The following is an 8,168-nucleotide window of genomic DNA, read 5'->3' as shown; positions in this document are numbered from 1 at the left end:
GGAGGAGATAATGAAATATACCAAAACGTTACTGGCTATGGTTCTTTCCGCCACTTTTTGTCAGGCTTACGCCGAAGACAAAGTGTGGATCTCAATTGGTGCGGACGCCAATCAAACGGTGATGAAGTCCGGGGCAGAATCCATTCTTCCGAATTCCGTCGCCAGCAGTGGTCAGGTGTGGGTTGGACAAGTCGATGTCGCTCAGCTCGCTGAGCTTTCGCATAATATGCACGAAGAGCATAATCGCTGTGGTGGGTACATGGTACACCCTTCAGCGCAAAGTGCGATGGCGGCAAGTGCGATGCCCGCTACGCTAGCCAGCTTCGTGATGCCGCCGATTACACAGCAGGCGACCGTCACGGCGTGGCTGCCTCAGGTTGACGCGTCACAAATCACCGGGACCATCAGTTCGCTGGAGAGCTTCACCAACCGTTTTTACACCACCACTTCTGGAGCTCAGGCCTCGGACTGGATAGCCAGCGAATGGCAGGCTCTGTCAGCCTCTCTGCCCAATGCCAGCGTCAAGCAAGTGTCTCACTCAGGCTACAACCAAAAGTCGGTCGTTATGACCATTACAGGCTCAGAAGCGCCTGACGAGTGGATTGTGATTGGTGGTCACCTTGATTCGACCATTGGTTCACACACCAACGAACAAAGTGTTGCACCGGGTGCGGATGATGATGCTTCGGGTATCGCAGCCGTCACTGAAGTGATCCGTGTGCTGTCAGAGAACAACTTCCAACCAAAACGTAGCATTGCCTTCATGGCTTATGCCGCTGAGGAAGTCGGCTTGCGTGGTTCACAAGATCTGGCGAATCAGTATAAATCCGAAGGTAAAAACGTGGTTTCCGCCCTGCAACTGGACATGACCAACTACAAAGGTTCTGCCCAAGATGTCGTGTTTATCACCGATTACACTGACAGCAACTTCACTCAATATCTGACGCAGCTAATGGACGAGTATTTGCCGAGTCTGACTTACGGTTTCGATACTTGCGGGTACGCCTGTTCTGATCACGCATCATGGCACAACGCCGGCTACCCCGCCGCCATGCCGTTTGAGTCGAAGTTCAACGATTACAATCCGCGTATTCACACCACTCAAGATACGTTGGCGAACTCCGATCCAACCGGCTCTCATGCCAAGAAGTTCACTCAGTTAGGTCTTGCTTATGCGATTGAAATGGGCAGCGCAACCGGTGACACACCAACACCAGGCAATCAGCTGGAAGACGGCGTGCCTGTCACCGATTTGTCTGGTAGCCGAGGCAGCAACGTATGGTATACGTTTGAACTGGAAACCCAGAAAAACCTGCAAATCACCACCTCTGGTGGCTATGGTGATCTGGACTTGTATGTGAAGTTTGGCAGTAAAGCCAGCAAACAGAACTGGGATTGCCGCCCATATCTCAGTGGGAACAACGAAGTCTGTACGTTCAACAATGCTTCACCGGGCACCTACTCCGTCATGCTGACAGGGTACTCCAACTACAGCGGAGCCAGCCTGAAAGCCAGCACTTTCTGACATACGTCACTAAAAAAGCCCTGAGCATAATACTCAGGGCTTTTGATTATAGACGTGCAGTAATCACGTCAATCTCCTGCTGCCATTTGGCCTGCAGCGCTGGCTTCTGATGTTTGGGCTTGCGCCGTTTATCGTCTTCCAGCAACTGTTCCAGTTCCAACAAACGTTCTAATAACGCATCATCCTCCTGTTGTGGCTCCACCGGAGAGTGACAAGCAGCTAAACGATCGAAGTCACTTTGCCGTCCAACGTGACCGTTCGCATGCAATTGCTGATAGACCTCTTCCACGCTCAGGTATTCCGTCAGCTCGCCATGTTGGATCAGCCAGAACCGATTACAGCTTTGCTCTATCAGCTGCCGGTCGTGACTCACGATCAGCGCTCCACCCGGATACGTTTTCAAGGTCTCAAATAACTCTTCTTTCCCTTCCAAATCCAGGTGGTTGGTTGGCTCGTCGAGAAACAGCATGTGGTAGCGCGCCAGCGTCAAACCAATAAACAACAACCTGGCACGCTCACCACCACTTAATGACGAGACGCTTTGCTGATGACGCTGATACTCAAACCCGGCGCTAATCAACGCCTGTTTGCGCATATCATCGCTCAATGGTGCAAAGTCGCTCAGCGCTTCATTCAGCCCTGCCTCATCTTGTAGCTGTTGCAACGACTGATCGTAGTACCCCAATTTACATTGAGGATGGAGTTTGACACCGACAGTCTCACGCTGTTGATAGTAGCTGTAGAGTTGCTTGAGCAATGACGATTTCCCCGTGCCATTACTGCCCATGATCGCCACCCGGTCGCCGCTTTTTACCTGCTTGTTGACGACATCAAACAGATGGACGGATGACTGTGGAGGCCTAACACTCAATTGTTCGATATCGATTAAGCGATTGGCCGGCAGCGCATCGCCCTGCAAACTGAGAGTCCATGGAGCCCCGTCTGTCAGGCGGGTTTGTTGCTCGACCAGACGCTCTTTTCTGGCCTGCATGGTTTTGGCTTTACGGGCTAGATCTTCGTTGTCGTAGACCTTACCCCAGGTTGCTAGGCGTTTCGCACTCTGCTCCAGACGATCAATCTCTTTTTGCTCACTGGCATGACGCTGCAAATCTGCTTCGTCCCGCTCGGTCAGAGCGCCCCGTGCCAGAGAACAAGGCATCGAAAAGTGATGCAAGGTGCGATCTCGCATGATCCAGGTAGCATTGGTTACCCGGTCAAGCAATGCCTGGTCATGTGAAACCACCACAAAGGAGCCTTTCCAGTGATTCAGAAAGTTCTCCAGCCACAACAGTGCTGGTAAGTCTAAATGGTTGCTCGGCTCATCCAGTAACAGCAGATCCGGTTGATTGATGATCGCCCGGGCCAGCAGCAGGCGCATGTGTTGTCCACCACTCAGGCTGCCAACGGTCAGGTGCCAGTCTGAATCTGAAAAGCCCAGCTCAGACAATAACTGTTCAGCTCGCCAGGTTTCACCTTGGCTGACTTTCTCCTCTAATGCCTGGATGAGGGTCGCCTGCGCCAGACGTTGAGGCAGGTGTTGTTCGACATAAGCCAGTATGCAACGGTTAGCGATGATGACTTGCCCGTTGTAGTCCTGTTCAACACCACTGATTTGTTTAAGCAACGTGCTTTTGCCACAACCATTGTGGCCAATCAGACCGATGCGGTCGCCTTGATTGATGGTAAAACTGACCTCTTCAAACAGAGGAGAAGAAGCAAAAGAAACGCTTAGTGATTGTGCAGATAGATAAGTACTCATAAAAACTCAAGAATTTTGGGCGCAAAGCGCCTTTGTCAGTTGCTGACAATAATTCTCCGAGCTCGAGTGAAGAGAACTCTTTTTGATTGCTGCCTTGCGGCAGTCATAGATTCTAAATTTCGCTCAAGTCGGGATTATCGCAGCGCGAAGTCACAAACTCTTGAGCGAGCCTCTATAGCAAAGAAGCGTGCGTTGAACAAACGACACTGATGCATAGGGGACCTCCTTTTCAACGTTGAGGGAAACAGCACGTTTCCGGTGATTCGGTAACATAATCATAAACACAGGCGCCATACTCAGGCAAATACTGTGTCGAATAACAACGCGTAACTGCCTGTCTGATCTCAGTTTCTTTGCCTCAAAGTCAAAAAAGCCCGTTAGCAGACACCTAACGGGCAAAGGTTGAGAGAAATTCTGTCAGATTACTGCGCGTCCGGCTGATTCTCCGGCGCGGCTTCAACGAACGCCGGTAGCTGGTTTAAACGCTCCACAATGGCACCTAACAGCGGAAAGTCTGTCATATCGATACCAAAGCGAATCGCGTTGTAAACCTGCGGGACCAGGCAAACATCGACCAGTGAAACGGTATCACCGACGCAGTATTGCCCTGCCCGACCTTCCAACTTGTGCTCCAGAGCCCGAAAGCCGGTTTCGATCCAATGACGAATCCAAACTGACTTCTGTTTCTCTTCAACGGACAGTTCGTTAGTCAAGTATTGCAGCACTCTCAGATTGTTCAGAGGGTGGATATCGATGGCAATGTCCTGAGCCAACGCCTTGGCTGCAAAACGTGCCTCACCGAACAGTGGTATGATTGGGCAATCGGGATAACGTTCATCGAGATAATCAATAATTGCTAACGACTGGTTAAGCACCATCTCACCATCCACCAGAACCGGAACCAGTTGACTTGGATTCAGCGCTTGATACTCGGCGCTGTGTTGCTCACCACCGTTGTTCACCAAATGAACCGACTTTTGCTGATAGGCCAGTCCTTTCAGATTCAGAGCAATGCGAACCCGATAGGTTGCCGAAGAGCGCCAATAACCATAGAGAGTGCGTTCGGACATCAGTACTTCACCACTTTTTGGTTTATGGCACCAAAGATACTGTGCCCATCCTGATCCCGCATTTCGATACGGATGGTGTCACCAAATTTCATGAAGCTGGTTGATGCCTGGCCATCACGAATGGTTTCAATCATGCGCACTTCTGCTATACAGGAGTACCCGACCCCACCTTCAGAAATTGCTGTACCGTAGTCTGTCCCTTGTTTGTTCGACACAGTACCAGACCCAATGATTGCCCCGGCAGACAACGGACGCGTTTTCGCCGCATGCGCCACCAGTTCAGGGAATTCAAAAGTCATATCAACCCCTGCATTCGGACAACCAAATGCTTCTCCATTGTAGAAAGACAACAATGGCAAGCTGACTTTACCACCATCCCATGCATCACCCAGTTCATCGGGTGTCACGGCAACCGGTGAAAACACCGAAGAAGGCTTGGACTGGAAGAAACCGAACCCTTTTGCCAGCTCGGCAGGAATCAGTCCGCGTAATGACACGTCATTGACCAGCATCAACAAGCGGATCGACTGCGCCGCCTCCTGCCTGCTGGCGCCCATCGGTACATCCCCGGTCACAACCGCCACTTCGCCTTCGAAATCGATGCCCCACTCTTCGCTACCCAGTGGTATGTCATCACGAGGACCGATAAACGCATCGGAGCCTCCCTGATACATCAGTGGGTCAGTCCAGAAACTCGGTGGCATTTCCGCGCCACGAGCTTTGCGCACTAACTCAACATGGTTGACATAGGCGGAACCATCCGCCCACTGATAAGCGCGGGGCAACGGCGATTCACACACCGACGGGTCAAATGGCATCTCATTCACCAGTTCACCGGCATTCAGCGCCTGATAGACTTCCTGTAGCTGGGACTCAACACGCGGCCAGTAATCCAGCGCCTGCTGCAGATTCTCCGCCACATCCGGTACCGGAACACATTTGCTCAGATCGCGGCTTACCACCACGAGCAAGCCGTCGCGAGATTTGTTTTTCAGGGTTGCTAACTTCATTTCTTATCCCTATTTTTCTGGATGCTCTTTCCAGCTGTAGACGTATTCTTTGTTTTCAACCTGTTGCGCTTGCGGGCTGAAGTTCAATGCGTGACGGGTATCGATCATGACCGCCACTTCATCGGTAAATTTCTTCTTGTATTCGCGTCCGGCTTTAAATGCTTTCGGGTGCGGGCCGTGCGTAAACCCGGCCGGATGAAATGTCACCATGCCAGCTTCAATGTTGTCGCGGCTGAAGAAATCTCCCGCGTGGTAGAACAGTACTTCGTCGTAGTCGTCGTTGTTGTGATAAAACGGGACTTTTAACGCGCCCGGATCGCTCTCAATCGGACGAGGCACAAACGTACATACCACAAATCCCTGCCCCACAAAGGTGGTGTGCGCCGAGGGTGGCAAATGATAACGATGTGACATCAATGGGCGAATGTCTCGCCAGTTGAGTTTGACCACCGCCAAATCGCCGTGCCAGCCAACTGCGTCCAATGGATTAAACGGGTACGTCACCACGCTGACCTGACCGTGACGTTTGAGGTGAACCTGAGTCTGATCCTCGGAGTATTGCGCACGAAATGATTCGTTGATCGACGGTACTTGAAGCACCGCAGGATCAAACACCGCGTGGTTGCCGACCAACCCTTTTTCAGGCAGAGAATAGGCCGCATCGGTATTTTCAATCATCAACACGAACATCGGCGCTTTGGGTTCAAGCCGCCAGTTGGTCGAGCGCGGGATCATCACATAATCCCCTTCACCGACTTCCAGATGACCATAATCACAATACAGATCGGCTTGGCCCTGATGGATAAACAGCAGTTCATCCCCGTCGGCGTTACGGACCAGAAAATCCATTTTTTCGTCCAGTCGCCAAATGCGCACCTTACAATCGGCATTGTGCAGCAAATCCGGCACTGCCCATGGAGAGTGCTGGGCGGCAGTTTCAACCAGATTAAAATTGAAAGCACGCGGTCGTAGCTCGCCTTCCCACTCGCTCCAACCCGTGGGGGCGTGCTGATGGTGGAAATGAGCCGCTGGGCCGAAGAATCCACTTCGGCCCGCTTCCCGTTCATAAATCGCCTCTTCCGGAAAATCTGCGTGTGCCTGACGAGAACACACTCCCTCCCGGTGAGGGAATGTGATCCATTTATGCATCGCTCAGCACTCCACGACGAATCTGATCTTCTTCTATCGATTCAAACAGCGCTTTGAAATTACCTTCACCAAAGCCTTCATTGCCTTTACGCTGGATGATTTCGAAGAACACAGGACCGATAACGGTTTGAGTGAAGATTTGCAGCAGAATGCCATCTTTCATCGGCGCGCCATCGATCAGAATTTGCAGTTCACGCAGTTTGTCGACATCCTCGGTATGCCCTTCCACACGAGCGTTGACTTTCTCGTAGTAGGTGTCTGGTGTCGGCATAAAGTCCATACCACGTTCGCGCAGTGTGCTGACGGTTTTGTAGATATCATCAGTACTCAGAGCGATATGCTGGATACCTTCACCATTGTACTCACGGATGAATTCTTCAATCTGCGATTTATCGTCCGATGATTCATTAATCGGAATACGAATTTTGCCACATGGTGCTGTCATGGCGCGGCTAACCAGCCCCGTCAGTTTCCCTTCAATGTCGAAATAACGGATTTCACGGAAGTTACCAATACGCTCGTAAAAACCGGCCCAGACATCCATGTTGCCCTGCTTCACATTGTGTGTCAGGTGATCAATGACGTAGAGGCCCGCATCCATTTTCTTCAGGCGCTCTTGTGCATCGTCGTAGAATTTGAAGTCCACGTCATAGATGCTGCTGCTACCATAGCGGTCCACAAAGTACAGCAGGCTTTCACCAATGCCGTAAACGGCTGGAATACTCAGTTCCATCGGGCCGATTTCGGTTACGTACTGTTTCGCGCCGTTAGCAAGCGCATGCGCCATCGCTTGCGCAGAATCGTGTACACGGAAAGCCATGCCACACACTGAAGGGCCATGTTCTTTCGCAAACTCTTCTGCCTGACTATGAGGCTGAGCGTTGACAATAAAGCTGATCTCGCCCTGACGATACAGCCACGCCTCTTTTGAGCGGTGCTTCGCGATCTCCGCAAAACCCAGCGAACTGAACAGTGCTTTCAGGTCGGCAATGCCTTTCTCATTTGCAGCGGTATATTCCACAAACTCAAAACCATCAGTGCCCAGTGGGTTGTACGATTCAGTCATGCTCTACTCCTTTAGGTTCATCACAGGGGCGTCCACACGCCCTCACAAAGCGGTATGTATTAAAGGTGAAGCACAACCAATAAAAAGGAAATACAGCAGGCTAAATAGCTGTAATAAAAAGAAATGACGGCCATCGTCACAATAAATTTACATAAATTAAACAACCTTTACATTATTTGCATTAAACACCAGCTAAACTGATGTTTAGAGACAAGTTTTTACTGTGTAACGAAACTCAGACGAGCACCCTGCAGGTGTAAATCTGTTACGCAGAAAGTACCGCTTGAATTACACAACAGGATTTCGAACAAAACGCTACGCAATCGATTCCCTATGCAACTTAGGTTTTTTGTAATTTAGGTGTGATTGTCGCGGAATGACAATTGTTTATTTATGGTTATTCACTATACTCTCCCTCTCATTTATGAGAAATCATTGAAATAATTAATAATTTGCTTGCATGCTAAAAAACAACCCAATAGCAAAAAGCACTATTAAAGTCATCATTGCCATTCTCCTGCTGCCAATGCCTATCGTGTTTCTGGCGGCTTACAAAGCAGGCTTGATGAGTATTGATGACGGACTGAGC

At 50.5% G+C, this 8,168-nt stretch carries 6 protein-coding genes; 1 reads left to right on the top strand and 5 read right to left on the bottom strand.

What is annotated here, in order from left to right; translation table 11 throughout:
* Positions 1-10: 10 nt before the first annotated feature.
* Positions 11-1,525: a M28 family metallopeptidase gene (locus CAG65_RS10505; protein ID WP_161453590.1), complete on the top strand. Its 1,515-nt coding sequence runs from the start codon at positions 11-13 to the stop codon at positions 1,523-1,525.
* Between the two features lie 46 nt (positions 1,526-1,571).
* On the opposite strand, the gene CAG65_RS10500 is transcribed toward CAG65_RS10505, so the two are convergent.
* The 5 genes from CAG65_RS10500 to hppD form a co-directional block, all read right to left on the bottom strand.
* A complete protein-coding gene (locus CAG65_RS10500; protein WP_161453589.1) occupies positions 1,572-3,284 on the bottom strand; it encodes an ABC-F family ATP-binding cassette domain-containing protein in 1,713 nt (570 codons plus the stop codon).
* A 422-nt stretch (positions 3,285-3,706) separates the two neighbouring features.
* The gene (gene maiA / locus CAG65_RS10495; protein ID WP_161453588.1) at positions 3,707-4,354 is read right to left on the bottom strand and encodes a maleylacetoacetate isomerase; all 648 of its coding nucleotides are present in this window, start codon (positions 4,352-4,354) and stop codon (positions 3,707-3,709) included.
* The gene (locus tag CAG65_RS10490) at positions 4,354-5,364 is read right to left on the bottom strand and encodes a fumarylacetoacetate hydrolase family protein (protein WP_161453587.1); all 1,011 of its coding nucleotides are present in this window, start codon (positions 5,362-5,364) and stop codon (positions 4,354-4,356) included. Before CAG65_RS10490 ends, maiA begins: the two co-directional genes overlap by 1 nt.
* 9 nt (positions 5,365-5,373) lie before the next feature.
* Entirely contained in the window at positions 5,374-6,513 is a 1,140-nt protein-coding gene (locus CAG65_RS10485; protein WP_021703414.1) for a homogentisate 1,2-dioxygenase, read from the bottom strand.
* Positions 6,506-7,579, bottom strand: coding sequence for a 4-hydroxyphenylpyruvate dioxygenase (hppD, locus tag CAG65_RS10480; RefSeq protein ID WP_161453586.1), 1,074 nt, complete (start codon positions 7,577-7,579; stop codon positions 6,506-6,508). Before hppD ends, CAG65_RS10485 begins: the two co-directional genes overlap by 8 nt.
* Positions 7,580-8,168: the final 589 nt, after the last annotated feature.

Source organism: Vibrio sp. V39_P1S14PM300 (assembly GCF_009904765.1).
Classification (GTDB): Bacteria; Pseudomonadota; Gammaproteobacteria; order Enterobacterales; family Vibrionaceae; genus Vibrio; species Vibrio proteolyticus.
The sequence above is the reverse complement of the archived record's forward strand: the minus strand, read 5'-3'. Positions and strand labels throughout refer to the sequence as shown.

What these genes read in the sequence shown, in the direction of transcription:
- CAG65_RS10505 (WP_161453590.1), top strand. Translation starts at nt 11, where the DNA reads ATGAAATATACCAAAACGTTACTGGCTATGGTTCTTTCCGCCACTTTT.
- CAG65_RS10500 (WP_161453589.1), bottom strand. Translation starts at nt 3,284, where the DNA reads ATGAGTACTTATCTATCTGCACAATCACTAAGCGTTTCTTTTGCTTCT.
- maiA (WP_161453588.1), bottom strand. Translation starts at nt 4,354, where the DNA reads ATGTCCGAACGCACTCTCTATGGTTATTGGCGCTCTTCGGCAACCTAT.
- CAG65_RS10490 (WP_161453587.1), bottom strand. Translation starts at nt 5,364, where the DNA reads ATGAAGTTAGCAACCCTGAAAAACAAATCTCGCGACGGCTTGCTCGTG.
- CAG65_RS10485 (WP_021703414.1), bottom strand. Translation starts at nt 6,513, where the DNA reads ATGCATAAATGGATCACATTCCCTCACCGGGAGGGAGTGTGTTCTCGT.
- hppD (WP_161453586.1), bottom strand. Translation starts at nt 7,579, where the DNA reads ATGACTGAATCGTACAACCCACTGGGCACTGATGGTTTTGAGTTTGTG.